Genomic DNA, 20,943 nt, shown 5'->3' with positions numbered 1-20,943 from the left:
GTTCGCTAAGGACAAGTGCCGAGCACCCTTCGATGGGATAGGTCGAACGGCGACCCCATGCGCCTTGCACTGCCTGCGGCGCGCCGCTCTGGGCGTGCCGCAGCGGCGACACAGGCCGGGACACCAGCCCTTGGCCACATGGCTTGCCTAACCGAGGGGCCGAGGCCGATGCGCCCGTACGCTACCGAAACCCGCCTCCTGAGCGCCAGATCCCAACGAAATCGGTGATCGTCATGCTCAATTGCTACGGATCCCCTTGTCGACTTCTCAGTCGTGTGCCAAGCTCGTGATCACCGGCGGACGAGAGCGATGGCCACCCTGTGGGTGTTCTGCTGCCATCGCCGCGATCGTCGTGAGGGTCGCCGTCGCTGACCGTGGGGGCGTGTCTGACGCATTTGCTCGGCCAACCGTGAGCACCCCCTGTCTTCTACGGACAGGGGGCCACGTCCGCCGGACATCCACGCGGGCACTCATAAGCATCGCTCCTTGCCCCTATCCCTGAGAGGGCGGTTCGTGAGTTTTTGAGTGGCTCTGTCGTCGCCTGATGGTGTGGGCACGGGCGGAATCTGCCGGTCCGCAGCCGGTGGTCTGCTGGTGTGGCGGGGTGAGTGAACGCAAGCCGTACCCGAGCGACTTATCGGACGAGCAATGGGCTCTGATCGAGCCGGTGATCACCGCGTGGAAGGACCGGCACCGCTCGGTCAGCGGCCACCAGGGCGTCTACGAGATGCGGGAGATCGTCAACGCGATCCTCTACCAGGGCCGGACCGGCTGCCAGTGGGCCTACCTGCCTCACGATCTACCGCCGAAGAGCGCGACGTACTACTACTTCGCTGCTTGGCGGGACGACGGAACAGACCAGGTCATCCACGAACTCCTGCGCTGCCAGGTCCGTGAGAAGGCCCGGCGATTAGAGGACCCGACCCTGATGGTGCTGGACACCCAGAGTGTCCACGCGGCCGCCGGGGTCCCCGCCTCCACGACCGGCCGGGATCCGGCGAAGCGGGTGCCGGGCCGCAAACGGGGACTGGCCGTGGACGTGCTCGGGCTGGTCATCGCCGTCATCGTGCTGGCCGCGAACAGCCACGACAACGCCGCGGGCATCGCCCTGCTGGACCAGGTCGTCGAGCACGCCGGCGGCACCGTCCGCAAAGCCCTGGTCGACCAGGGCTTCAAGAACCAGGTCGTCGCACACGGCGCCGGCCTGGGCATCGACGTCGAGACCGTCGAACGCAACCCGCATCAGGCGGGGTTCGTTCCGCAGCCGAAGCGGTGGAGGGTCGAGCAGACCTACGGGATCTTGATACTGCACCGGCGTCTGGTCCGCGACTACGAGCACCGCCCGTCCTCCTCCGCCTCCCGCGTCTACTGGGCGATGACCCATGTCATGGCCCGACGCCTCACCGGCGCGAACACTCCCACCTGGCGCGATGCGCAGGCGGTGGCAGCGTGAACATCGAGCCCCTACTCGACGCACTCGGCCTCCAGGAGGAGGCCGCCCGGTCCCTGGCCGACGATCTCCGCACCCAGATCACGCAACTGCAGGGGCGACTGCGCGAGGCCGAGACTCACCTCGAGCACCTGGCGATCACCCGGAAGACCGTCACCGTCCTCGCCGACCGGCTCCCCACCCAGGCCGCCTCACCCGAACTGCCCGACCACCCGGACTACCCCCGCATCCTCGCCGTGTTCAACGACGACAGTGGCCCGATGCGGGCCCGTGATGTCTGCGAAGCCCTCGACCACGTACTGCTGCCGAAGAACATCGAAGGCACCCGCGCCAAGCTGAAACGCCTGGTCAAGCTCGGCATACTCACCGAGATCGACACCGGCAGCTTCGTCAGGAAGCAGTAACCGACAAGGTCCGCGACCAGCAGCCCTGCCCCAACCTCACCTCGGAACGGACATCAACTCACGAACCGCCCTCTGAGGCTCTGCCGTTGGAACACGCCGACCCGTGATGGCGCGCACGGTTCAAGCAGGCCGGTTGTGGAACGGAAAGGAAGTTATGAAGGAACCGTGGTCGCCCTCTATCGGGCGCTGGCCGAGCACGCCAAGCGCGAGGCGTACTCCGAAGCCGTCGAACAGGCCCTCTCCGACTTTGCAGCCCTCCAGGCCGGCGGCGCGCTTCCCGAGCCCCGTACCGGAGCCGAGGCTGTGGCGACGCGGTGACGACGACGGCCCCTGTCGCCGGGCGGGATCAAGGGGCCATCAGCACACGAGTTCCGGCGAGGGGGCCGGAGGAGTGTCGTTCCTCCAGCGCGCCCGCGGGCGGGAAGGCCACGTCGTCGCTCGTACGCCGCGCCGACCAGGGGCTTGGCCTACCGGCCTTCCACGTAGTCGGCGGCGCGTTCGGCGGCCTCCTCACGGGACAGCCTCCGACCCTGACGGGCCGGCGGCCGGTCTCGCCGTCCCAAACGGACCCTCGACCGTCATCACCAGCCGCAGGCGGCGCGGCGGTGCCAGCAGCCTCAACAGGCCCCAGGCAAGTCGACCACGCAAAAGCGGCCAAGAACCCCTGACAGGACAAAACACTCTTTCGGTGCCTGTTTTTCAAATCGGAGCTGTGGAACGGCCTGCTTCGTGCTGCCGCAGGAGGTTGACGATGCCGTGACCACGCTCGGTGATGGCCGTTGAGTCGGGTGGCAGGCCGGTGCTGATGTGTTGTCTCTCGGTGCCCTTCCCGCCTCGGGGCGGGGTTGCAGGGTTAGTGCCCGCCCTGTCATGGCAGGTGGCCCCTGGTCCTCGCCCTCGGGGGGCAGGGCTATCGTTCAGGCCGCCAGCTCCGGGGCGATGGACTTTCCGGGCCGGGTGAGACGGCGAGTCATCAACGTGATGGAGGCCCAGGTGATTAGGGTCTCGGAGTGCTGGATGAGCCGTTCGTAGTCCCTCGCGTGACGGCGGGCGTTCATCATCCAGGCCAGTGAGCGTTCGACCATCCAGCGCCGGGGCAGCAGGACGAACCCGTCAGCGTCCTCGGGTCGGCTGACCATCTTGATCGTGAGGCTTAGATGCCGTTTGGCCCAGGGCACGAGCTTGCTCGCGTAGGCTCGGTCGGCCCAGACGATGGTGATCTCGGGGTGCATCAGGCGGAGGCCGAAGAGGACTTCCTTGGTCGCGGCGGAGTCGTGCAGGTCGGCGGGGGTGACCATGACCATCAGCGGCACGCCTTTGGTGTCGACCACGAGATGGCGTTTGCGGCCATTGATTTTCTTCCCTGGGTCCTGACCGCGGGTGGCCTCGCTGACGGTCGAGGCCGCTTTGACTGACTGGGAGTCGATGATCACGGCCACTGTCCGCAGGGCTTTGCCCATCGTCTCCCGGCGGACCCGCCCGGCGAGTTGGTCACGGATCTGCCACAGAGTTGTTGACCGGACTCACTGAACCTCATTCACCCTCCAGCACAGGATGAAAGAGGTTCACTGACCGCAGTAGTAGGACTCATTCCGGGGGGTACGGTGCTGTCGCCCCATTCGCGCACCGATCGGAAAACGCGGCATGCGGTGAGGGCCCGACCGGCGCGCGCCGGTCGGGCCCTCACCGCTGTCCTGGTGTCGGCGGGCGCCTGTCGCGTCGGTCAGACGGACAGGGGAGTGCCGAGCATCGCGGAAGCCCGCTGCAACGGGCTTTCGATGCGCGTGGGTGCGGCCTCGGTGAGAGTGCGGCAGGTGAAGCCGAGCAGGGCCATGGCCCTCACGACTTCGCCGGCGCTGAAGTCGCGGCGGTCCTGGCGGGTGATGACCTGGCCGACCTGCTTGGCGGGGTAGTGACGTCGTCCGATGATGACGGACTCGCTGGTGACCGGTTCGGGTTTGATGCCTTTCATCGCTTCCAGCACGCCGCTCTTGGTCAGGTCGAACGGGAAGCGGGCAATGACACAGCGCATGATGCCTCACAGGAAGAAGAGGAACGGGGCCGGCCGCCGCCCAGCCGGTTCAGCGGGAGAAAGCGAGGACGCCCAGGGCGCTGCCGTGTTGGCCGACCACGGGCACGGGCCCGAGCCGCCCGCAGGACATCGCGTCCTCGGCTTCGTCCTTTGAGGCCAGAGGTGAGACGAAGGGCACGCTGTCGTCGGTGATGTCACCCAGGCCGAGCCGGTCGGTGTATCCGGAGCTGTCCCGGACGGCGGCGAGCCGGGCTTGGGTGACCAGGCCGACGCATCGGGCGACTTCGTCGCAGACGACCAGATGCTCCGCACGGGCGGCGGCCGTGACGGACAGCGCCACCTCGACGGTCATGTCGTACCAGACCTGCGGCCCGGCCGCGTCCATGACGTCGACCACCGTGCCGCGCACGGGACGAGCGCTCACGGAGCGGGTCTGCAACTGCACCAGTGCCAACAGGTGCCTCCTGCGCAGATGGGCCGGGTCCCTGATCACGAGGGTTCTATGCGGCCGCACCAGCAGTGGACTGGCGTGCGGGGGCGCGGCGGGTCGCCGAGGTGGGGCGGCGTCGGCCGCGGGACGTGGCGCTGCGCTTGGGGCGGTCGACGACCGGTGCGGTGATGACGACCGGGATGCCGGAGGGCGCCTGGGCGCCGGTGATGCGGTGCAGGGCCTCCGCGCCCGCACGCACCTGGGCGGTCTGCGGGACGATGCCGGCCGTTGCCATGAGGCGGGTCATGGCGCGCCGCTGGTTGGGGGTGACCAGGGTGACGACGCTGCCGGACGCACCGGCGCGGGCCGTGCGGCCGCCCCGGTGGAGGTAGTCCTTGTGGTCGGTCGGAGGGTCGACGTTGACGACGAGGTCGAGGCTGTCGACATGGATGCCGCGAGCGGCGACGTTGGTCGCCACCAGCACGCTGACGTGCCCGTTCTTGAACTGCCCCAGGGTGCGGGTGCGCTGCGGCTGCGACTTGCCCCCGTGCAGGGCGGCGGCCCGCACCCCGCTGTTGAGGAGGTGCTCGGTGAGGCGGTCGACGGCGTGCTTGGTGTCCAGGAACATGAGCACCCGGCCGTCGCGTGCGGCGATCTCGGTGGTGGCCGCGTGCTTGTCGGCGCCGTGGACGTGCAGCACGTGGTGCTCCATCGTGGTGACCGCGCCGGCCGACGGATCGACGGAGTGCACGACGGGGTCGCTCAGGTAGCGGCGTACGAGCAGGTCGACGTTGCGGTCCAGCGTGGCGGAGAACAGCATGCGCTGGCCCTGCGGGCGGACCTGGTCCAGCAGGGCGGTGACCTGCGGCATGAAGCCCATGTCGGCCATCTGGTCGGCCTCGTCGAGCACGGTGACGGCGACCTGGTCCAGCCGGCAGTCGCCGCGCTCGACGAGGTCCCGGAGGCGCCCGGGGGTGGCGACGACGACCTCGACGCCGCCGCGCAGCGCGCCGGCCTGCCTGCCGATCGACATCCCGCCCACCACGGTGGCCAGGCGCAGCTTCACCGATCGGGCGTACGGCGTGAGCGCGTCGGTGACCTGCTGCGCCAGCTCACGCGTCGGTACCAGGACCAGCCCCAGCGGCTGCCGGGCCTCGGCACGCTGCCCGGCCGTACGGGCCAGCAGGGCCAGCCCGAAGGCGAGGGTCTTGCCGGAACCGGTGCGCCCCCGGCCCAGGACGTCCCGGCCGGCGAGGGAGTTCGGCAGCGTCGCGGCCTGGATCGGGAACGGTACGGTCACGCCCTGCGAGCCGAGCGCGGCCAGCAGCTCCGCCGGCATGTCGAGATCGGCGAAGCCCCCCACGGCGGTAAGCGCGGGGGTGATCGTGTCAGGGAGGGCGAACTCTCCCTGGATCGCGACGGGCCGGCGGCCGTAACCACCAAAGCGGCTCGGCGCGCCGGACCGGCTTGGGGCCGGCGAGCCGAAGCGGCTGCCACTCCTTCCGGAGTCGGCACTGCCGTTACGGGTACGGGCGAAGCGGTCGTTCGTGCGTGTGCGGTTCATGCGGAACCTTCCTCGATGCGGCACAAATCAAGGAATTCCCGCAGCAATGAGCGGCACGGAGAATTGCAAGAATGAGCCGGTGGCCTTGACAGCGAACCTGGCCAGCGGAAAAGTACGTGCGGGCGCAGGCGCTGAAATGAGTGGCGCGGTGGGGACTCGACATTCGGAGCGTCCACTGCGATGTAGCTATGAAGGGATGTGTCTGCACCCCCGAAGGGCGATCCGTGTGCGGTGAGCCCACGATGTCCTGGTTGTCGCCCACAGGTGAAACCACTGCGGGAAACGCATGTAGCTGGGGCCCGCACCCCGAAGGACGCGGGCCCCAGCTACAAGTACGCGACAGTCAGCGTCAGGCGAGAACGATGTTCTCGGCCGTCGGGCCCTTCTGGCCCTGCGCGATGTCGAAGTTCACCTTCTGGCCCTCCAGCAGCTCGCGGAAGCCCTGGGCGGCGATGTTCGAGTAGTGGGCGAACACATCAGCGCCGCCACCGTCCTGCTCGATGAAGCCGAAGCCCTTTTCCGCGTTGAACCACTTCACGGTACCAGCAGCCATGTCATATCTCCTTTGGGGCAGTGCATACGGGATCCGCACTGTGCGAACCTCGTGTCGCCGCGATGATCACCCCGCCCGGAAGATACCGGAAATACAAGAAGCGCTCCCAGTGACACAGGGCCGACCGGAGAGCACTTGAAGTTTCGGGAACCACAACTGCAACTGAGATCGACAGTAGCACGCCGCAGCAGCCAGTGTGCGGTGAAGAACGCCACCCTGCTTATTGCCGCAGAGAATCTATCCGCATGTTCCGTTGAAATCTCAGCCCGCGGGCACAGATATGACCCACCCGCGCGACGTCATATATTGCGTGCCGCGCTTCCGCGATCCGGTTCGCCACGCCCCCGAAGACCGGCTGCGGCAGCGTCGTCACCCCGGATCGATCCCTTCTACCAGGTACTGCCCTCCAACGACCGGCCCTCGGTCAGCTGGCTGGGCGGTGTTCTCGATCCACAGCAGCGTCCACTCGACTTCAGCCCGCCATCCGGGCTCCGCGCTGTCGTACCGGCCTTCCGCGTCGGCCTTGATATTCGCCGCGAGGGTGCGCAGATCCTTTTGCAGGCCGCGCCACCGGGCGGTGTCCATGGCCTGGCACATCTCATCTGTGATCACAATGGGGTACTTGTTGCTCACCGACCCACCTTGGACGATCACCACCGGCTTCGTCGGCCTGCACCAGTGGGCGGAAATCCTCGAGCGGAACTTCCCGCCCCAGCTGCCCGACCCCGACCACGCCACCAAGTCACCCCGGCCGCGAACCTGTCCTCGCTGCAGTGTCCCGCGACGCAGCCCGAGCGTTGCGCGCTGCGGGCCGCCGGGACCCGGCGCCCTGCGGGTGCGAGCCGGGTTCCGGGCGGTGGCCCCGCGCCTGCGGTGCGAAACCGGGCCACCGAGTCGCCGCCCACGGCCCATCCGCCCCTTTGCGGTGTGCTGACGCACCCTTCTGTCCTGGGTCCGCTGTGGCCGTGTGTCGGGGCCCCTTGGTGCCGTGGCTTTGTTCACGCTGTGACACCGACCGCTGAGAGTCTCACGGTGGAGGGAGCGCTGGGGCTGCAGTGAACGTCCACCGGGCCGGAAGGGATGATCGCTTGCTCTCTGCGTACCTGACTACACACGAGGGCCGGCGCACGGTGAGTGTCGTCGGTGACGTCGACCTTTCCTCCGCCCGGCAACTGGAAGACGCCCTCAGGGCCGCCTGGGCCGTCTCCCCGCACCGCATCGTGGTCGACCTGAGCAATGTCACCTTCTGCGACTGCGCCGGGCTGCACGTGCTGCTGGATGCTCGCGCACTCGCCCGCCAGGCCGGGATCGCTTTCGTCATCACAGGCGCCACCGCACGGCCGGTGTCCCGGCTCATCCACCTGGCACACGCGGAACGCCCCCTCCGGCTGCACACCCCCTGGGCGGTGCAGCTGACTGCCCACACAGCCTGAGGAATTGACGAGCGGCCCGCGTGCGTTGCTCCCGGCGTCCCCTATCACTCAGCCGCAGCGTTGCAGCGTGGTATCAGGCGGCCTGCTGGGTTCCCGTCGGGGTGTCGTCGGCCAGTGCGATGGCGGCCATGAGGCGCTTGCCGACCGGCTCGCGTCGGATTTCGAAGCTGCGGCACACGCCGATCACGATTTCCAGGCCGTGCTGTCCGACCCGGCCTGGATCAGGGCTCTGGGGCACCGGCAGTGTCGGATCGGTGTCCCATACGCTGATCTCCACAGCCCCGTCGTTGATCTCCAGGTCCAGCGGGCAGGGCCCGGGCGCGTGTTTGTGCGCGTTGGTGACCAGCTCGCTGACCACCAGCTGCACCATGCCCATCGCCCGATCCGAGACCGGGATTCCATGGATGGCCTGTGCCTCTGTCGGGAAGTCTCGGGCAGCATGCCGGGCCTCGGCCACCGGCTCACCGCCGGCGAAGGCCAGAGCCGACAGGATCGGGCGGCTGGCCAGCGGGAGAGCTTCGGTTTCAGGCACCACCGACCACACCGCCACCCTCGTCCTGAGCAACACGGATACCGACCCCCGACTACCCCCGAACCTGCACCACAGTCAGTCGTGAACCGACAACCTGCGCCGCAGAACAAGCACCAACAGCCCCGACAGCCCGACAGCGTCAAACGCGGCACAGGGCCGGCCGCGGTGTGCCTTGCCGCTGGGGGCGTGCATGTGGTCACTGGGCCAGGTCGGGTTTGCCGAACAGTGCGGCGTAGCCGGAGGGCAGCTGGCTGATGAGCTGGTTCAGCTCCCCGCCGGAGATCGCATCGGCCAGGGTGGACAGCACTGCGCTGGCGTCCCATTCGGCCGTGCGGGGGCGGGCACCGGTGCGCTCGGCGACGCGGCGGCAGAACTCCTCCACCCCGAAACTCTCCGCCTGCCCCTTGCCGTCTCCGGTCAGGGGCGCGCGCAGCGGTTCGGGAAGCTGCGCGGCCAGGTCCGTTGCCTCGTCCGGTGTGATCCGCTGGGCGAGGACTTCAAGGACTGCCGTGGTGACGTTCTCGGCCTCCTCCTGGGAGGTGTACTCGCCGCGTTCGCGGACCTGTGCCAGAAACTCGTCGTGCCTCATCGCCGCCCTTCACCTCGTGATCGCGTCCGGCGCTCGTTCCGCACCGGAACACGGGAATATGGTGGGTAGTGCGTTGATTCTTCGTATGAAGAGTCCCGGTCAGAGGGACTTCCGAAACACGATTCGGCCTGTGGCGTGCCACGAGTCGAGGATCTTTCGGAAGGAGATGATCGGACATGACGCTTCCCGTGCGGCGCGAGCAGCACCGGCCGGCGTGTGACCCTTTCCGGGAGTTCCACGACCTGTATGAGCGGATGGGCCAACTGTGGCAGTCGGCCGTTTTGGGAGGCGGCGGCCTCCTCGGTGACGCGTGGGCGCCGCTGGCAGACCTGGAGGAGACCGACGATGCCTACCTCGTCGGGGTTGACCTGCCCGGGGTGAAGAAAGACGACATCACCATCGAGCTGCGCGCCGGCGAGCTGTCCGTGCACGGCGAGGTCAAGGAGAAGGAACGCACCGGCCTCGTGCGCAGCCGCACCCGGCGCACCGGCCAGTTCGACTACCGGGTGACGCTGCCGCAGGACACCGACGAAGAGCAGGTCACCGCCGAACTCGCCGACGGTGTGCTCACCGTCACCGTCCCCAAGGCCGAGAAGGCCAAGCCCCGGCGCATCGAGATCACCAGCTGACCCCTTCCGCGTCCGCACCCGGCGAGCCCGCCCCTTCGGGCGGGCTCCCTCATACACGTTTCTGGCCGCCGCCTAACTGTCCGCAGCTCCGCTGCTGCGCACCACAGATCGCATAGACGTGGCATCACCGAGGGCCGCCGGTACTGGGGGAAGCCGAGGCGGCCCTCGGTGGTCGGCCGGGGCGGGATACTCGGCGGCGACGTGATGGCCGAGCGGGCCCGGGTAGCACCCCGGCACATTTCCAGCGAACCCGGGCACCAGCCCGGCCGCAACCGTGGACACCCGTCCGAGGCAGTCAGCCCGACGCCGGCACCGCGCCCCGGCCGAACCGGGGAACGTCGCCGGTGGTGATGTCCTGTCTGAGCCGGGGCGCCCGCGGGATGTGGCTCGCGACTCGAACAGGATGGCGGCAAGATGGCGAGGCCCTCGCTGAGGGGGTGTCACAGCGGGGGCGGTGCCACCGCATCCGCCTGGAGGGAGGCCGGAAGGGGGCAGATCAGCCACCGTTCCCGGGAGGCGCCGGATCGGGAGGACTCCGGTGAGACGGTGGGCGACCACCATGCGCCGCCGTGGCGGAATCGCACCAGAGGCTGGACACGATGCAATGCCCGTAACTCTCATGCAACAGCCGCCGGGGAGCGTAGCCATTGCCGCCGTGCCCGGTCTGCGGCAGTCACGAGTCCCCGTCCGGGCGGACCGGCCCATCGCGCGCCGCCCCGCGCGCGAGGCGGTGCGGGTTCACCGTTCGGCGGGGCCGGCGCCCAGGACCCGGCGTCCGGCGGGAGGCCGTGCAGGACCTGGCTCGGGGATGGCCGGTACGGTGGCGGGCAGGCGCTCGGCGGCGAGCTGGGCACGCGGCACGCAAGGCAGCTCGTTGTCGGTCTCGGCGGCGGGGTGGAGGGGGCCGGTGCCCAGTGGGCGGCGGTCGGTCATCACACGATTCTCCCTGCCAGCGGAGCTTCATGTTCACCGCCCCTGCCAGGCACTCCCGGCCGAGCCAAGGCGGGCGTGTGCCGTGAGCCTGCTGGCCCAGGTGGGACTGATCGTTCTCAGGGTCAGGATTATCACCTTGTCCCGCATGACCCCAACCCGGACCCTCTTCCACCAGCGGTCGTGCCTGTCACCGGCTTCCAGGAGCAGCAGACGGCCCCGGGGACCAGAGCCAGGACAGCCCCGGGGCCGCTCTCACCGGCCGGTTCCACCGGGTGAGGGGCGGTCCGTTCCGTTGCCGGGCAGACACGCAGCGGACCGCTACACGCCAACGCCGGCGTGTCACCCGCTCAACGCACCGGGCCCAGCAATGACACGTCCAGCGTCAACACGCCACAGGCTCCAGCACACTTGAGAGTGCTGTGAGGGTCAGACGCCGGAGGCTCAGCCTCCCGGAGGCATCCTGTGCGTGCTCCCTTTCCCTGACCCCGTCCCGGCCCTGGAGAGCCTCGGCGAGGCGTGGGAGGGACACGAGTACCCACACCCGGCCATGGTCCGGCCGGCAGGCAGTACAGCGGTTCCGTGGCGCGCTGGTGGTGCTCGCGCTGGCCGCCGCGTACGGCATCACGCCGCCCGGCGGGGCATACCGCGCGCGGCGGAGCCGCTAGGGCGCTTCGTTGGATCCCTGGTGGCGGAGGCTTCCTTGGGCTCTGCAAACAGCTGCACTGTCAGCACCACCGTCTACGGTGCGACCATGTCGTTTGCCCTGCCCGATGGTCTGCCTCCCGGCCGGTTCCTGTCTTCCGGTCCCGCACGCGTGTGGGTCTCGGACGAATCTCCGCATGACATTGAGCGTCTGTGGCCTCGCCTGCTGAGCGAGCAAACAGCCTGCGGCCTGGTCCCGCTCATGTGCTGGCCCGATGCCATGGGAAGACCGGTCGGCCTGGCCGACGTGGATGCCGTCCGCATGGAGGAGGTGCTGGCCACGCATTTCGCCGAGTACCGGCGCAGGAGGCTGCCCTTCCGGGTGGATCCGACACCGGCTCCGGTGCCTGAAGGTGTGGAGCCGTGGCCACATGACCCCGGTCCGCCGTTCGAGCAGTGACCGGGCCTGGCACCGCAGGTGCCGGCTACGTCCGCAGATCCGATGCCCGAGGAGGCGGCGGCGAGCCTGCTGGCCTGGCTGATCGAGACGGTCGGGCTGGACGAGTGCCGCCTCGTGCTCGTCCCTGCCCGTCGTGGCAGCGATGCTCTGGCGTCGATCGGCTGGTCCGCGGAGGCACCATTGCCTTTGCTGTGTGCACTCCTGCGGAGCTGGGAGGACCGTTTCGGTGCCCAGGTCGTGGCGGTGTTCGGCAGTGAGCTGCACGTGTCGGTCGCGAGACCTCCCGTTGAAGCGGAACACGCGAACCTGCTCGCTTTGGCACACGTGCTCTCGACCGCGAACAACATTGTCGATGACCCGCCCGCGCCATTCCCCGAGTACGCCACGGACCTTGTGGGACGGACTTCCTGGTCGTTCTGGTGGGACTAAACATGACGGCCGGGCTGCCTGCTTCGTTGGTTCGGATGTGCCGTTGACTGGTGCGCAGTGGGCGCGGATCGAGCCGTTGCTCCCGGTCCGGACGCCGAAACGTGGGGGCTGGTGGAGAGACCACCGACAAGTGATCGACGCGATCGCCTGGAAGTTCCAGACCGGCTCGTAGTGGGCCCACCTGCCGGCGAAGTACGGCAACTGGCGAGGCGTCTACAACGGGCTACGGATGTGGGCCATCGACGGCACCTGGGAGCGGGTCTTCACCGCGCTCATCGCGCAGGCCGAAAGCACCGGCTCGATCAACTCCCAGCGGACATCGGACAGGTCACTCGGATACGCGTCGCGTCGGCATTCTTCAGGCGTACCGCCGCGGACCGAGTGCGCCCAGGCGCACAGCGACGACAACGGAAGCACGCGGCCGCGAAAGCCGGGCGTCTTGGGATGAGACGGGCACAAGACACTACCCGCCTCACCTGCCACCCCACCTGAGCAGCAAGACTCAACCCCGCATCTCCAGCAGCATGAGCACCACAACCAGGCGGTCTGAAAACCGCTGGATACACGGGCGGTCCAGGCGAAAACGACCTCTCACCGCGGCGACACGTCCGCCGGTCCGGCCGGCCAGCCGCCACAGTCCCGCTGTCAGCCACCGGCTCACCTCTCCTCGCCCCCGACGGCTGCCACAGGGCCCGGAACACGTCCCGCAGGACGACACCGACGGGCACGGCCCCGGCCAGCGAGATGAGCCAGCCCACGCCCGCGCTCACCTCGGGCCCTCCGAACCCGGCACACCACGCACCGACATTCCGCCGCCGCGCCGGGAAACGGCCAGCCCCGCGCTGATGAGCTTGCGCAGCGCGATGACGGCGGCCGCGGGCAAGATGCCGTCCCAGGACAGATCGCCGGCGAGGCGGACGAGACCGGCGGCGACCAGGAAGTCGAGCAGCACCGCCACAGCGGAGCCGGTGCTGCGCACCATCCGGTAGGCCGCCACGGCGGAGACGACTCCGCCCGCGGTGATCAGGACGGCGGCCGGCTCCAGCCATCCGTTCACGTCCGCTTCCCTCCGCCGTGCTGCGGCTGCGGCCCGGCCTGCTCCCGGGACGCTTCGGCGTTCAGCTCGGCGCGCTCCTGCGCGATCTCCCGGCCCAGGAAGTAGTTCAACGCCGTACGGATGGCTGCGATGGCCGCCAGCTGGCCGATCTCGGTGAAGCTCGGCGCCACCGCCGTGCGCAGCACATCACCGGCCAGTTGGAACTCCAGCCCCAGCACCAGGAAGCGGCCCAGCCGCAACCGGATCCGGTTGAACCCGGACACCTGACCCCGACCGCGCAGCCCCGAGGATACGAACTGCCAGAACGCCCAGATGGCCCCCACGAAGATGACCACAGCGCCGGCCGACTCGATCAGACGGACCAGGAAGCCGATCACATCGCGCAGCGCGGACTCGGGCAACAACTCCAGCGACAAGGTCATGACCTCGCCAGTACCCGCCGCCACCTGCTCGATACCGCTGATCCGTGACACAGGAGGCGGCCAGGTTGCGCGGGTGTGGTCCTGCCGCTGCGTGGCACTGGGCGAGTCATGGTGAGGCTGAGGCGCTTGGCGGAAGCGGTCGGGGGAGAGACGACGGCGGTTGGGCGGGCGGCCCGGCGGGCGTGGGCGGGCCCGGGCCGCGAGCGCGACTTGCTGGTGCAGTCGTTGAAGGCGGCGCTGGCGGCGGTGGTGGCGTGGCTGATCGCGGGCCAGTGGCTGAGCGCACCGATGCCCTTCATCGCACCGTGGGTGGCAGTCGTCCTGGTGCGGGCCACGGTGTACCAGTCCGTGGCCCAGGCGGTACAGCAGGTGATCGCCATCGCGGTGGGAACGGCACTGGCCACTGTCGGTGGCATGGCCGTGGGCATTCCGTGGCTGGCCATGGCGGTGGTCCTTCCACTGGTTCTGTTGCTGGGGAGCTGGCCCAGGCTCGGCGACCAGGGCATCTACGCCGCGACTGCCGCGCTGTTCACCCTCACGTTCCACCAGGCAACCCTGGACTCGGCCCTGGCCCGGGTGCTGGAGGCGCTGCTGGGCGCGGCAGTCGGCGTGGGCGTGAACATGCTGATCCTGCCTCCGGTGCATCTGCGCAGCACCCAGAACTCGGTGCAGCAGGTGACGGAAAGTGCCTGCCGGACGCTGCGCTCGATCGCGGACGGGATCGAGGACTCATGGGATCACCGGCAGGCATGGGACTGGCACCAGCAGGCCCGCAGGCTGTTTCGCCTGCTGGAACAGGCGCGCTTCGCTTTCGAACGCAGCCGGGAGAGCATGCGCCTGAATCCCGACCGCCGCCGCCGCGCGGAGCTACGGCGGCTGAGTGATCCATACCGTCATACTCTCTCCGTCCTGGAAGATCTGGCGGACTACCTTTCCGACCTGACCCGGACCCTGGCGGAGGCCGCCGCGGACACCCCTGCCCCTCCGCGACCCGACGGCGACTCCCTGGCGCCTTACGCTCAGTTCCTGCGCGAGGCAGCGGCGGCAGTCGACGCCTACGGACAGATGGTGAATGGCGAAGACCCCTCCGACGCCCGCAACCGGCTCAAGGAGAACGCCCACAAAGTCCGCACGCTGCACGACCGTCTGCGCCGCACCCTGGCCGGCGACGGTGTCCGCGACCCGGAGTGGGCGGCCCTCTACGGCTCCCTGCTCATGGACGCCCGCCGGCTCACCGACGATCTCCTGTCCGAACCCCCGCGCCCCCAACCACAGCACCACTAGGGTCCGTCTTCAAACGGGCCTAGCTCAGCCCCAGTGGGAAAGATCCACCGCAGCATCTGGGACGCTCGTCGAGTCTGTCGGGGCAGTGCCGCGTGGTCGTCAGGCGGGGCTTGTGGCGGTCTTTTGGCCGCCAGCCGCCGCCCGGTCCAGCCGTCGCGCAGCGGCGGGAACCGGCGCCCCGCCACGTCCCCACCTCGTGGTGCTGCCTGCGGTTTTCCCGTCCAGGCCTGCGGTTTCCGACGCACCGGTGTCGGGCCGGGCGGGGGTAGGGTGGCGCCGGACGGGGGCAGGTTGAGGTGGGTGGTGGCGGAGTTGCAGTGGCGTGAGTTCGCTGAGCAGATGGCCGTGCTGGCGCGGGATCTGCTGGCCAAGGAATCGGTGCAGGAGACCCTGGATGCGATCGCCGCGGCGGCGGTGAAGCTGGTCGACGGCTGTGACGCGGCCGGGATCCTGGCCGTGCGCAAGGGCCGGGCGATCACCCTGGCCTCCTGCGGGGACATGGTCGAAGACTCCGATCGTATCCAGGGTCAGCTGGGAGAGGGCCCGTGCTACGACCTCGCCCGCCGCGGCACCGGTGAGCGCACCTACCGGATTCAGGACATGACCCGGCCCCAGCCGACCTGGCCGGCCTACGCCGAAGCAGCCCGCGGGCTCGGCATCGGCAGCATGGCCGGCATCCTCCTCTACACCGACAAGGAAGACTTCGGCGCGCTCAACCTCTACGCCCGCCGCCCCGGCACCTTCACAAAGGACCTTGAGACGGCCGGCTGGATGCTCGCCTCCCACGCCGCGGTCGCCCTGGCCAGCGCCCGCACCATCGACCAGCTCGAACATGCCATGGAAACCCGCCACGCCATCGGCGAAGCGATGGGCATCCTCATGGAACGCCACCGCCTCAGCGAAGACGACGCCTTCGACGCGCTGCGCCGCATCTCCCAGCACCACAACATCAAGCTGCGCGACGTCGCCCAGATCTTCCGCTCCGGAAAGGAGCGCCGCACCTGACCCGGCGCGCTGCCTGCCAGACCGGGGCGGCCGGTCGTCGTAGGGGCTGTACCGGACCGCTCAGGGGCGTTGATGGTCTGGCCCAGCCTGGCCGACTGATCACGGGAACGCGCCGTCTGGTGTTCCCGGTGTCAGGCGCGCGGGGCTGGCCTGTCGCGCCGGGGCCATTGGGAGGGGAAGCGCCCATGGGTCGGGAGTCGTCGGCATCCTGCGGGTAGGGCAAGGGGGCCGGTGAGCGTGCATCGCGCGGCGATGCCGGCGTGAACCCCTTTTGGAGGAGAGTCGATGGCAGTGCAGAAGGTCCGCGACATCATGACGACGGCGCCGCTGGCGGTGGGGCCGCAGACCTCGGTGGTCGAAGTCGCCCGTCTGATGCGGGACGAGGACATCGGCGCGGTCCTGGTCGAGCAGAACGGGGAACTGCGTGGGCTGGTGACCGACCGGGACCTGGTGGTGCGCGTGATGTGCGCGGGCGGGAACATCGAGGAGCGCAGTGTCGCCGACGCGTGCAGTGAGCAGCTGGCCAGCCTCTCCCCGGATGACGGCATCAGCCGGGCGGTGGAGCTGATGCGTGCCCATTCCGTGCGGCGTCTGCCGGTGATCGAGGAGGGCCGGCCGGTCGGCATCGTCTCCCTGGGAGATCTTGCTGTCGAACGCGACACCGACTCCGCCCTGGCGGACATCAGCGGCTCCGAGCCCAACGAGTGACGAGGTGTGCTCTCGGCGGGCCTGCGGCCCTGCGGGCCGGTGCCGCCGGTGCCGGCCCGCGGGCTGGCCCGGCGGTTGTCCTCAGGCCGGGGTGACGTTCTCGGCCTGCGGGCCCTTGTTGCCCTGGGTGACGTCGAAGCGGACCTTCTGGCCCTCGCTGAGCTCCCGGTAGCCGCCACCGGCGATGGCCGAGTAGTGGACGAACACGTCCGGTCCGCCGCCGTCCTGTTCGATGAAACCGAAGCCCTTTTCCGCGTTGAACCACTTCACCGTGCCGGTGGCCATGCTCTTTCTCCTTCGCCTGGGACAACATGGGGCGCCGGCAGCCGTGTGCTGCCACACCGCCGCCCGTCGATCATCCTCGCCGGCTCGGACGCGGGGAAGCAGAAACGCGGAGCGCTGCGCGGCCTCGACCGTGACGTCGCCTCTTCCTGGGGCTACCCGTCAGGCCGTTTCTGCCACGGCGCGGGTCAAGGGCTCGAGGTCGCCGTAGAGGGCGGCGTGCAGTTCGCGGGCCCGGGTCTCGCTGTCCACGTCGTGCAGCACGAAGTAGACCGGACCGGCGGAGGAGTCCGGGCGGATCTGCCGGGAGCGGATCAGGCGGATGACGGCCTCGCGGACGGCGTCGTAGACCGCGCTGGTGATGGCGTGCTGCGCGCGGTGAGTGCGTCGGCCTTCACCGCTCAGTGGGGGCCCTGGCTCTCGACTGCGACGAACACCACACGTTGCTGCTTGGCCTGCGTGTAGGCGGCTTGGAAGGCGTCCAACCCTGTCGCGTCCGGGATCAGGTCAGCGGGGCAGGGCGTGGGCAGCGACTGCATGAGGGCATCCTCTCAACAGGCGGCAGGCGCTTCGCGCTGGTGCGGCGCGTGTCCTTGTGGACGCTGGACACGTTCAGACGGTGACACGTGCACTGGTCTGGACGCCCCACGTCGGGCCGGTGCGGTCCGCGGCCCTCGACTCCGCGGTCTGACGTCCGGGGCCGCGTCAACGGCTCCCGGTCCCCCTTCCGGGCCGTGCGGCCGACAGCCCTGGACTTCTTTCGAACCAGGGCTGTCGGTTGGCGCGGAGAGCATCGCGGCTCGGCCCCCCGGAATAGGCAGGTTGGACGCGCACCGCTCGGACGGCGCCCGCGTAAGCGTTGTCCCGTAACTCGGGGCAGAGGCTGATGGATCACCACAGCCGGACCGACTTGTTCGGTTCCGCCCCAAGTCGCGACCTTAACGGGATTCCGGCCAAGCAGGTCGAACCGGACACCGGCAAGCGGTCTCCAGAGTTACGGGACAGCCCTTAGGCGAAGGAAAATCACCCGCTCGGAGGCTCCACGAGCGACGACAAGGTCCGTCATGGTCGGGGCTACCGCGCGCCCCCGACCATGAGGCCGACCACGGCTGCGCTCACAGGGCGCGCGGTGCGGCTGTGGTGGCAGCGCTGTACTGGGAGGCCACTGATCCGGTCCAGGGTGCAGTGCGGGCGGGGTGAAGGCCCGTTCGGAGCTCGCCAGGATTCGGGTCGCGACAAGGGCTGCGCGGCCCGCCGGACCGTCCCTGCGTCCGTGCAAATCGCCACCCCTTTCGTCGTGGTCGGCCTGTCGCGATCCTCGTTGCAGCCTCTTTCGATCCTGGTCCTGGCTGGAGTGAGAGAGGAAGGGACGGGGCGGGGTTGGTGGCGCGGCCGGGGATCGCGGCGTCACTCAGCCGGTTGCGCGTCGGCCGGGGCCGCAGTACCGGAGGCTGAGAAGCGGCCCGGTTACCGGGCTGGTCACATCAGCCGGCCTGTCGGGTGCCCGCCGGGGGCGTCGGCCAGCACGATCGTGGCTTTGACGCGCTTGCCCACTGGCTCGCGGCGGATCTCGAAGCTGCGGCACACGGCCATGACGATCTCCAGGCCGTGCTTGCCGACCCGGTGTGGATCGGCTTCCTGGGGCACCGGCAGGGCCGGATCGCTGTCCCAGACGCTGATCTCCACGGCGCCGTCGCTGACCTCCAGATCCAGCAGACACGGGCCGGGCGCGTATTTGTGCGCGTTGGTCACCAGCTTGCTGACCACCAGCTCCGCCAGGCCCATCGATCGCTCCGACACCGGGATGCCGTGAAGGGCCTGGACTTCGGTCATGAAACGGCGGGCTGTATCCCGGGCCGCAGCGATCCGTTCCCCGCCCTCCAGGGCGACCGCGGACAGCGCGGGACGGCTGGTCAGCGACTGATCTTCGCCGTGGTGCACCGCTGATCCCACCCCGTCACCCTCGTCCTGAGCAACCTGGCTACCGGCGTCCGAAGACCCCCGGAACCCGACCACACGCGCGCCCCTCACATCACGGTGGGCAGCCGCTCAGCGCGGTGGCGCCGTCAGGCGGGGCACGTCGGAGGGGAGAGGCGGGACCGGGCGCGATGCCAGCGCCGAGCATGGCGCCACCGGCCGGGGGTATCACGGGCAGACGTCCGCGCCGACTTCCACCACCAGCTCGGGGCTCCGCCAACGTGACGTGCAGCTGCTCCCGGCTGCCCCACCGGAGGGAAGAGACGGACGGCGCTGCATCCGTTCCGCGACCGCGAGGGAACATCCGGTGCCCGGCCCCACCAGCCTGCTGATCAGGAAACCGGCTGCATTCCTCAGGGCCAGCGCCTGCGGCACCCGCACGGCCGCCTCTGGGACGCTCGTCGCCGCGAGCCAGGTGCGCACGGCCCGTACTGCCGCAAATGGGTTGCACCCCGGGCAGGCATCTGCCCTGACGGCCACCCAGTAGGCTGACCGAGCCAACGGTCAGCAGGTGATGCCGCTTGCCCCGGGGCTCCAGGGGAGGCTGCTGGCAGTGCCGAGTTGGTGTCCCACACGCTGATCTGGACGGCGCCACCGCTGACCTCCAGGTCCGTCAGACACGGCCCGGGCGCGCTTGTAGGCGTTGGTCACCAGTTCGCTGACCGCCAGCTGTACCGGGCCCATCGCGCGGTCGGAGACCGGGATGCCGTACGTGGCCTGCATCACGGTCATGGAACGGCGGGGTCGCGTGGCGGGCTTCGGCGATCGGCTCGCTGTCTTCGCAGACGACGGTCGACAGGACCGGGGGTTCGGCAGCGGCTGGTTGTCGTTTTCCGTGCACTACTGGCCAACACCGCCACCCTCGTCCTGAGCAAACCGGATTAACGACGCCCCGGATGCCCAGGGAAATGACGCGGCATGCACACGTCGGACACAGCAGCGTGACTTTCCCCTCCGCAGGCGCGTTGAAGGGTACGACACCGCACTCCTTTCGGCCCTCCCATCGGAAGTCGTGTGGTGACGGCCCCTGTCCCCACCCGGCGACAGGGGCCGTCGTCGTGGCTGGGCCGGCGGCCGTCAGCCGACTTGCGATAAGCGGCAGCACGGCGCCGGCCGAGGGTTCGTCGCAGACGATGCCCTCATCGGCGGCGCCGAGACCGGCGACGCGTTGATAGAACGTGACCAGCCCGGACAGCCAGCGGTCCGAATTGCTAGGCGACCTTGATCATCGTCTTGCCGCAGCGACATGTCGGGCTCTGCTGGCCCGCGCACGTCGCCCGGGGCACCCTTGGCCACCGTCACCTCGCACCCGCAGTTCCCGTCCGGGCCGCGATAGATCTCACCCTCGCGGAACGGCATCGCTCTCACCTGCACTCTTCGCGTTCATCCGTCACCAGCGACGCTAGGACCTGGCCCCAGTGGCAAGGTCAACACGGGACGGGAAAGAGGAACGATCATGGTGATGCAGGGAATGACCATCGGACAGGCCGCTCAGGCCGCCGGGGTCACGCGCAAGGCCGTCCCCGTCTCTGAGGTCAAGGGCCTGCTGCCCCAGGCCGAGCGAAACCAGGCGGGCTACCGCCTCTATGGCCCCGACGACGTCGAGCTGTTGACGTTCGTCCGCCGAGCCCGCACCCTCGGCCTCCACCTCGATGACGTCCGCGAGGTGCTGCAGCTTCGCCGCGGTGGCACACCGCCCTGCGACGCCGTCCGCGACTTGCTCGATGCCCGCATCGCGGAGATCGACGCCGCCGTCAAGGATGTCCTCGCCCTTCGGCACACCCTCGCCGAAGCCCGCCAGAGCGCTGACGACCGCCCTTGCGGGAAACCTTCCACGGTCTGTTCAAGCATCGAGGACGTCCGAGCCCAGGGGTGAGAACCAGGTACTGAGTCTGGAGTTGCCCGGCGGTACGCTCTGCGTCCGGCCGATGCTGCCACCGCCGGGCAACTCGACTACTGGCGCGCTGCGGTGTGCTCCCGGATCGCTGCGGCGACCTCCAGCAGTGCGTAGACGATGGCGGACAGGCCCTCTCCGATGGCTTCGGTCTGGTCACCCGCGCCCATTCGCTCCGCTGCCATGTCAGCCCACCTCTCCGCAGAGTCGGCGTAGTTACTCATCCCGGCTTTC

Annotated in this window: 26 protein-coding genes and 1 pseudogene; 12 read left to right on the top strand and 15 right to left on the bottom strand. The window is 69.3% G+C overall.

Annotated elements, in window-relative coordinates:
* Positions 1 to 604 precede the first annotated feature (604 nt).
* The 3 genes from ACLGIH_RS00540 (at position 605) to ACLGIH_RS00530 (ending at position 2,172) form a co-directional block, all read left to right on the top strand.
* Positions 605 to 1,453, top strand: a complete 849-nt coding sequence (locus ACLGIH_RS00540) for an IS5 family transposase (protein ID WP_416523144.1) — start codon at positions 605 to 607, stop codon at positions 1,451 to 1,453.
* Entirely contained in the window at positions 1,450 to 1,854 is a 405-nt protein-coding gene (locus tag ACLGIH_RS00535; protein ID WP_416523150.1) for a hypothetical protein, read from the top strand. Before ACLGIH_RS00540 ends, ACLGIH_RS00535 begins: the two co-directional genes overlap by 4 nt.
* A gap of 165 nt (positions 1,855 to 2,019) precedes the next feature.
* A complete protein-coding gene (locus tag ACLGIH_RS00530) occupies positions 2,020 to 2,172 on the top strand; it encodes a hypothetical protein (protein WP_416523216.1) in 153 nt (50 codons plus the stop codon).
* A 629-nt stretch (positions 2,173 to 2,801) separates the two neighbouring features.
* Here ACLGIH_RS00530 and ACLGIH_RS00525 read toward each other — a convergent pair.
* From ACLGIH_RS00525 to ACLGIH_RS00500, 6 genes and pseudogenes are all read right to left on the bottom strand, one after another.
* Positions 2,802 to 3,356, bottom strand: a pseudogene (locus ACLGIH_RS00525) (transposase); the annotation flags it as partial.
* 221 nt (positions 3,357 to 3,577) lie between these two features.
* Entirely contained in the window at positions 3,578 to 3,886 is a 309-nt protein-coding gene (locus tag ACLGIH_RS00520; RefSeq protein WP_416523215.1) for an SCO5918 family protein, read from the bottom strand.
* A gap of 49 nt (positions 3,887 to 3,935) precedes the next feature.
* Positions 3,936 to 4,340 carry a CBS domain-containing protein gene (locus ACLGIH_RS00515; RefSeq protein ID WP_416529246.1) on the bottom strand — a complete coding sequence of 135 codons (405 nt, stop codon included), beginning with the start codon at positions 4,338 to 4,340 and terminating at the stop codon, positions 3,936 to 3,938.
* 46 nt (positions 4,341 to 4,386) lie between these two features.
* Positions 4,387 to 5,880 carry a DEAD/DEAH box helicase gene (locus ACLGIH_RS00510; RefSeq protein ID WP_416523214.1) on the bottom strand — a complete coding sequence of 498 codons (1,494 nt, stop codon included), beginning with the start codon at positions 5,878 to 5,880 and terminating at the stop codon, positions 4,387 to 4,389.
* 349 nt (positions 5,881 to 6,229) lie between these two features.
* Positions 6,230 to 6,433 (bottom strand): cold-shock protein, encoded by a 204-nt coding sequence (locus ACLGIH_RS00505; protein WP_030817331.1) that lies wholly within the window; start codon positions 6,431 to 6,433, stop codon positions 6,230 to 6,232.
* Between the two features lie 369 nt (positions 6,434 to 6,802).
* The gene (locus ACLGIH_RS00500) at positions 6,803 to 7,066 is read right to left on the bottom strand and encodes a hypothetical protein (RefSeq protein ID WP_416523213.1); all 264 of its coding nucleotides are present in this window, start codon (positions 7,064 to 7,066) and stop codon (positions 6,803 to 6,805) included.
* Between the two features lie 455 nt (positions 7,067 to 7,521).
* Between ACLGIH_RS00500 and ACLGIH_RS00495 the strand changes: the two genes are divergently transcribed.
* Positions 7,522 to 7,866, top strand: coding sequence for an STAS domain-containing protein (locus ACLGIH_RS00495; RefSeq protein ID WP_416523212.1), 345 nt, complete (start codon positions 7,522 to 7,524; stop codon positions 7,864 to 7,866).
* Between the two features lie 73 nt (positions 7,867 to 7,939).
* Here ACLGIH_RS00495 and ACLGIH_RS00490 read toward each other — a convergent pair whose 3' ends face one another.
* On the bottom strand, positions 7,940 to 8,416 hold the full coding sequence (locus ACLGIH_RS00490) for an ATP-binding protein (RefSeq protein WP_473246752.1): 477 nt from the start codon (positions 8,414 to 8,416) through the stop codon (positions 7,940 to 7,942).
* Between the two features lie 178 nt (positions 8,417 to 8,594).
* Positions 8,595 to 8,987 carry a DUF2267 domain-containing protein gene (locus tag ACLGIH_RS00485; RefSeq protein ID WP_416523211.1) on the bottom strand — a complete coding sequence of 131 codons (393 nt, stop codon included), beginning with the start codon at positions 8,985 to 8,987 and terminating at the stop codon, positions 8,595 to 8,597.
* A gap of 176 nt (positions 8,988 to 9,163) precedes the next feature.
* On the opposite strand from ACLGIH_RS00485, the gene ACLGIH_RS00480 reads away from it, so the two are divergent.
* Positions 9,164 to 9,616, top strand: coding sequence for an Hsp20/alpha crystallin family protein (locus ACLGIH_RS00480; RefSeq protein WP_416523210.1), 453 nt, complete (start codon positions 9,164 to 9,166; stop codon positions 9,614 to 9,616).
* A 738-nt stretch (positions 9,617 to 10,354) separates the two neighbouring features.
* On the opposite strand, the gene ACLGIH_RS00475 is transcribed toward ACLGIH_RS00480, so the two are convergent.
* Entirely contained in the window at positions 10,355 to 10,549 is a 195-nt protein-coding gene (locus ACLGIH_RS00475) for a hypothetical protein (RefSeq protein WP_416523209.1), read from the bottom strand.
* Between the two features lie 751 nt (positions 10,550 to 11,300).
* Between ACLGIH_RS00475 and ACLGIH_RS00470 the strand changes: the two genes are divergently transcribed.
* The 3 genes from ACLGIH_RS00470 to ACLGIH_RS00460 are packed head-to-tail and all read left to right on the top strand — an operon-like array spanning position 11,301 to position 12,252.
* Positions 11,301 to 11,651 carry a hypothetical protein gene (locus ACLGIH_RS00470; protein WP_416523208.1) on the top strand — a complete coding sequence of 117 codons (351 nt, stop codon included), beginning with the start codon at positions 11,301 to 11,303 and terminating at the stop codon, positions 11,649 to 11,651.
* Positions 11,652 to 11,693: 42 nt separating this feature from the next.
* Positions 11,694 to 12,080 carry a DUF4253 domain-containing protein gene (locus tag ACLGIH_RS00465; protein WP_416523207.1) on the top strand — a complete coding sequence of 129 codons (387 nt, stop codon included), beginning with the start codon at positions 11,694 to 11,696 and terminating at the stop codon, positions 12,078 to 12,080.
* A complete protein-coding gene (locus tag ACLGIH_RS00460; RefSeq protein ID WP_416523206.1) occupies positions 12,004 to 12,252 on the top strand; it encodes a transposase in 249 nt (82 codons plus the stop codon). The genes ACLGIH_RS00465 and ACLGIH_RS00460 overlap by 77 nt, the downstream gene beginning before the upstream one ends.
* A 594-nt stretch (positions 12,253 to 12,846) precedes the next feature.
* Here ACLGIH_RS00460 and ACLGIH_RS00455 read toward each other — a convergent pair.
* The gene (locus ACLGIH_RS00455; protein ID WP_416523205.1) at positions 12,847 to 13,137 is read right to left on the bottom strand and encodes a hypothetical protein; all 291 of its coding nucleotides are present in this window, start codon (positions 13,135 to 13,137) and stop codon (positions 12,847 to 12,849) included.
* Complete coding sequence (locus ACLGIH_RS00450; RefSeq protein WP_416523204.1) at positions 13,134 to 13,559, bottom strand: DUF1622 domain-containing protein; 426 nt, start codon at positions 13,557 to 13,559, stop codon at positions 13,134 to 13,136. Before ACLGIH_RS00450 ends, ACLGIH_RS00455 begins: the two co-directional genes overlap by 4 nt.
* 126 nt (positions 13,560 to 13,685) lie before the next feature.
* Here ACLGIH_RS00450 and ACLGIH_RS00445 point away from each other — a divergent pair, with 126 nt between their 5' ends.
* The 3 genes from ACLGIH_RS00445 to ACLGIH_RS00435 all read left to right on the top strand — a co-directional run bounded on the left by ACLGIH_RS00445 (position 13,686) and on the right by ACLGIH_RS00435 (position 16,556).
* Positions 13,686 to 14,843 carry an FUSC family protein gene (locus ACLGIH_RS00445; RefSeq protein ID WP_416523203.1) on the top strand — a complete coding sequence of 386 codons (1,158 nt, stop codon included), beginning with the start codon at positions 13,686 to 13,688 and terminating at the stop codon, positions 14,841 to 14,843.
* Positions 14,844 to 15,155: 312 nt separating this feature from the next.
* Positions 15,156 to 15,848: a GAF and ANTAR domain-containing protein gene (locus tag ACLGIH_RS00440; RefSeq protein WP_416529245.1), complete on the top strand. Its 693-nt coding sequence runs from the start codon at positions 15,156 to 15,158 to the stop codon at positions 15,846 to 15,848.
* A 285-nt stretch (positions 15,849 to 16,133) separates the two neighbouring features.
* Positions 16,134 to 16,556: a CBS domain-containing protein gene (locus tag ACLGIH_RS00435; protein ID WP_416523202.1), complete on the top strand. Its 423-nt coding sequence runs from the start codon at positions 16,134 to 16,136 to the stop codon at positions 16,554 to 16,556.
* A gap of 81 nt (positions 16,557 to 16,637) precedes the next feature.
* Here the strand turns inward: ACLGIH_RS00435 and ACLGIH_RS00430 are convergent, their stop codons facing one another.
* The 3 genes from ACLGIH_RS00430 to ACLGIH_RS00420 form a co-directional block, all read right to left on the bottom strand.
* Positions 16,638 to 16,841: a cold-shock protein gene (locus ACLGIH_RS00430; RefSeq protein WP_416523201.1), complete on the bottom strand. Its 204-nt coding sequence runs from the start codon at positions 16,839 to 16,841 to the stop codon at positions 16,638 to 16,640.
* Between the two features lie 398 nt (positions 16,842 to 17,239).
* Positions 17,240 to 17,377, bottom strand: a complete 138-nt coding sequence (locus tag ACLGIH_RS00425; protein WP_416523200.1) for a hypothetical protein — start codon at positions 17,375 to 17,377, stop codon at positions 17,240 to 17,242.
* Positions 17,378 to 18,317: 940 nt separating this feature from the next.
* A complete protein-coding gene (locus ACLGIH_RS00420) occupies positions 18,318 to 18,779 on the bottom strand; it encodes an ATP-binding protein (RefSeq protein WP_416523237.1) in 462 nt (153 codons plus the stop codon).
* Positions 18,780 to 20,271: 1,492 nt separating this feature from the next.
* Here ACLGIH_RS00420 and ACLGIH_RS00415 point away from each other — a divergent pair.
* Entirely contained in the window at positions 20,272 to 20,691 is a 420-nt protein-coding gene (locus ACLGIH_RS00415) for a MerR family DNA-binding protein (RefSeq protein WP_416523199.1), read from the top strand.
* 77 nt (positions 20,692 to 20,768) lie between these two features.
* Here ACLGIH_RS00415 and ACLGIH_RS00410 read toward each other — a convergent pair whose 3' ends face one another.
* A complete protein-coding gene (locus tag ACLGIH_RS00410; protein WP_416523198.1) occupies positions 20,769 to 20,894 on the bottom strand; it encodes a hypothetical protein in 126 nt (41 codons plus the stop codon).
* Between the last annotated feature and the right edge of the window lie 49 nt (positions 20,895 to 20,943).

Origin of the sequence: Streptomyces hamibioticus (assembly GCF_047946815.1) — a bacterium.
Lineage (GTDB): Bacteria > Actinomycetota > Actinomycetes > Streptomycetales > Streptomycetaceae > Streptomyces.
This window is presented reverse-complemented; position numbering and strand designations above follow the sequence as displayed.

What these genes read in the sequence shown, in the direction of transcription:
- ACLGIH_RS00475 (WP_416523209.1), bottom strand. Translation starts at nt 10,549, where the DNA reads ATGACCGACCGCCGCCCACTGGGCACCGGCCCCCTCCACCCCGCCGCC.
- ACLGIH_RS00460 (WP_416523206.1), top strand. Translation starts at nt 12,004, where the DNA reads ATGACCCGCCCGCGCCATTCCCCGAGTACGCCACGGACCTTGTGGGAC.
- ACLGIH_RS00425 (WP_416523200.1), bottom strand. Translation starts at nt 17,377, where the DNA reads ATGCAGTCGCTGCCCACGCCCTGCCCCGCTGACCTGATCCCGGACGCG.
- ACLGIH_RS00430 (WP_416523201.1), bottom strand. Translation starts at nt 16,841, where the DNA reads ATGGCCACCGGCACGGTGAAGTGGTTCAACGCGGAAAAGGGCTTCGGT.
- ACLGIH_RS00410 (WP_416523198.1), bottom strand. Translation starts at nt 20,894, where the DNA reads ATGGCAGCGGAGCGAATGGGCGCGGGTGACCAGACCGAAGCCATCGGA.
- ACLGIH_RS00510 (WP_416523214.1), bottom strand. Translation starts at nt 5,880, where the DNA reads ATGAACCGCACACGCACGAACGACCGCTTCGCCCGTACCCGTAACGGC.
- ACLGIH_RS00505 (WP_030817331.1), bottom strand. Translation starts at nt 6,433, where the DNA reads ATGGCTGCTGGTACCGTGAAGTGGTTCAACGCGGAAAAGGGCTTCGGC.
- ACLGIH_RS00435 (WP_416523202.1), top strand. Translation starts at nt 16,134, where the DNA reads ATGGCAGTGCAGAAGGTCCGCGACATCATGACGACGGCGCCGCTGGCG.
- ACLGIH_RS00520 (WP_416523215.1), bottom strand. Translation starts at nt 3,886, where the DNA reads ATGCGCTGTGTCATTGCCCGCTTCCCGTTCGACCTGACCAAGAGCGGC.
- ACLGIH_RS00415 (WP_416523199.1), top strand. Translation starts at nt 20,272, where the DNA reads ATGGTGATGCAGGGAATGACCATCGGACAGGCCGCTCAGGCCGCCGGG.
- ACLGIH_RS00470 (WP_416523208.1), top strand. Translation starts at nt 11,301, where the DNA reads ATGTCGTTTGCCCTGCCCGATGGTCTGCCTCCCGGCCGGTTCCTGTCT.
- ACLGIH_RS00465 (WP_416523207.1), top strand. Translation starts at nt 11,694, where the DNA reads ATGCCCGAGGAGGCGGCGGCGAGCCTGCTGGCCTGGCTGATCGAGACG.
- ACLGIH_RS00480 (WP_416523210.1), top strand. Translation starts at nt 9,164, where the DNA reads ATGACGCTTCCCGTGCGGCGCGAGCAGCACCGGCCGGCGTGTGACCCT.
- ACLGIH_RS00485 (WP_416523211.1), bottom strand. Translation starts at nt 8,987, where the DNA reads ATGAGGCACGACGAGTTTCTGGCACAGGTCCGCGAACGCGGCGAGTAC.
- ACLGIH_RS00450 (WP_416523204.1), bottom strand. Translation starts at nt 13,559, where the DNA reads ATGACCTTGTCGCTGGAGTTGTTGCCCGAGTCCGCGCTGCGCGATGTG.